We start from the raw sequence: 1,955 nt of genomic DNA, 5'->3' as shown, positions 1-1,955 counted from the left end.
CCGTTTGTTGGCTCGGTAATGCCGGTGCCTGTTGCGGTCAGGATGGCGCGGCCCACGTCTTCAGGCGTGTCGTTCAGCCAGGAATAGAAGAACGTGTTGAAATTGCTCCACTGGCTGATGAGGATCAGGATCACCATCATGCGAACGATGCGGCCGACGACTTCGGCCACACTGACCCGCGACGTTCCCATGAAGAGCTGGAGGCCGTAATAGGCGACATAGGCGAGAAACATGATGCGGAGCAGCGGCATAATCTCGCCGCTGACAATGCCGTAGGCGTCCTGAGAAAAAGTCTTGCCAGTGTCCTCGATTCTATCCAGCAGCTCGCCCAAGAAGTCCTGCATTTTCGCCCCACCGTCCTTTATTCCGCCATCATCGCGTCAATTGCCGCGAAGGCCGCGGACGAGTTGCCGTTAATGGACGACATCGGGCCGCATTCCGGGCGAGGATCAGCGGCATAGGACGTTAGATTCGCGGGTCGCTTACAAGGAGCCGTCTTTTCCTTGACCGTGCCGCAGCCGGCGACGCCGGCTGCAATCACGATCACCGATAGGAATTTGGCAGTTTTGATGGTCCTAGTTGCCACTGTAGCTAAGCGCCTTCTTTGAGTTGGAAATGTCGGTCAGACGGCGTTGATTGTCGGCCTGCAGCGAGGACACGGCGCCGTTCATCACGCCGACGAGCTCGTTGATCGTCAGACCGGCTTGCACCTGGAGCTGTGTGTTCTGATCGATCGAACCCTTGATATCCTGGGCCTGGCCGATGTTTTGTCCGGCCTGCTCGAATGCGCTCCGGCGCGTTGTCACAGCCTTTTGCGAGCCATTGACCAAGGCGGCGACACCAAGAACGGTGGAAACTAGCTCCTCGTACGATTTGTCGCTGGAGAAACCGCTGTTTGCCTTGCCGGACAGGCTCTTGACCAACTGGAGGCCGTTGATGAATGCGGAGGCAACTTGAGAAATATCGCCGCCAATCCCGCCGAAATTCGGTACGCCGCCCGACATCAGGCTATCGAAGGACGGCATTGAAGCAACGCTGAAACCGTTGCCAACGGCAAGGTTTTGCATCTGGCCGGATTCGCTGCCGCGATTACCAGTGACTGCCTTCAAGGTATCCGTGACGGTCGTCAGAATGTCCTTGTTGGTGTTCAGGATCTTGTCGGTGGTAACCGACGTTTCTTTGGCGATCTTGAAGTTCGCGTTGTCGATAACCGGCACCTGGGCCGATGCCGCCGATGCAAGGAGCATCGAGCACGCAGTGAGAATGTAGCGCTTCATTGTAGTTCTCCTATTGGGGCTGCAGCTGAAGTTTTACGTTGGCCTCGCGTTCACGCTTCTGCACGCAGGCCTTTTCGATCGGGCTCCATTCGAGCCCGGTGCGTGGGTCGCAAATTCCCGTCGTCTCGAGCGGGTTTTCGTCGTCCTTTTCCTTGACGTTGGCGGACTGCGACGATCCCGACACTTCGCTTGTCTGAGAGGTGTTCCGCGAGTTGAACAGGTCTGCCATGGTCGTTCCGAGTAGGATGACCTGGTTCATCATCTCCAGATTGGCGTTACGGGCGCCCGAGTTGTGGTCCCAACTGTCCTGAATCGTCCCGGCGTTGAGACCGCCCAGCTGTTGCAGCCAGGACGCGACATTGCCGGTGCTCTCCTGGGTCGCCTGCGTGGTCGCCATGGCGTTGATCGTCGAATCCCGCATGCCAGTGTAGGTGCTGTCGCCACCGCCATAGTTCAGCGGAATATTGGCTCCGTTCGACCCGCCAAATGCCGGCAACCACTGTTGAGTGATCGTTTTGACGTACCCCTGTGTCTCCTTGAACGGAGGAATGCCGCCGTACTTTTGAACATTGCCATGACCGGAATTGTAGGCGGCCAGGGCAAGGTTCGTGTTGCCGCCAAAGCGCTTGAGCTGCTGTTTCAGATAGCGTGCGCCGCCACGCAGGTTCTGTTCGATAT

The 1,955-nt window shown here is 57.6% G+C and carries 4 protein-coding genes; all 4 read right to left on the bottom strand.

Features of this window, described 5'->3' with window-relative positions:
• A partial coding sequence (locus tag EOA86_RS32640; protein ID WP_164892231.1) for a type IV secretion system protein occupies positions 1-344 on the bottom strand: 344 nt, incomplete at its 3' end.
• Between the two features lie 17 nt (positions 345-361).
• A complete protein-coding gene (locus EOA86_RS40885) occupies positions 362-586 on the bottom strand; it encodes a hypothetical protein (protein ID WP_128345353.1) in 225 nt (74 codons plus the stop codon).
• Positions 576-1,277 carry a type IV secretion system protein gene (locus EOA86_RS32630; protein ID WP_128345351.1) on the bottom strand — a complete coding sequence of 234 codons (702 nt, stop codon included), beginning with the start codon at positions 1,275-1,277 and terminating at the stop codon, positions 576-578. The genes EOA86_RS40885 and EOA86_RS32630 overlap by 11 nt, the downstream gene beginning before the upstream one ends.
• Before the next feature lie 10 nt (positions 1,278-1,287).
• Positions 1,288-1,955, bottom strand: a 668-nt coding sequence (locus EOA86_RS32625; RefSeq protein WP_164892230.1) for a lytic transglycosylase domain-containing protein, incomplete at its 5' end; no start/stop codon positions are given.

This window comes from Mesorhizobium sp. M5C.F.Ca.IN.020.32.2.1 (assembly GCF_004023105.1).
GTDB classification, from domain to species: Bacteria; Pseudomonadota; Alphaproteobacteria; order Rhizobiales; family Rhizobiaceae; genus Mesorhizobium; species Mesorhizobium wenxiniae.
Note: the sequence above shows the minus strand (reverse complement) of the source record. Positions and strands in the feature narration are given on the sequence as shown.

Coding starts and splice junctions, on each gene's coding strand:
- EOA86_RS32630 (WP_128345351.1), bottom strand. CDS start 1,277: ATGAAGCGCTACATTCTCACTGCGTGCTCGATGCTCCTTGCATCGGCG.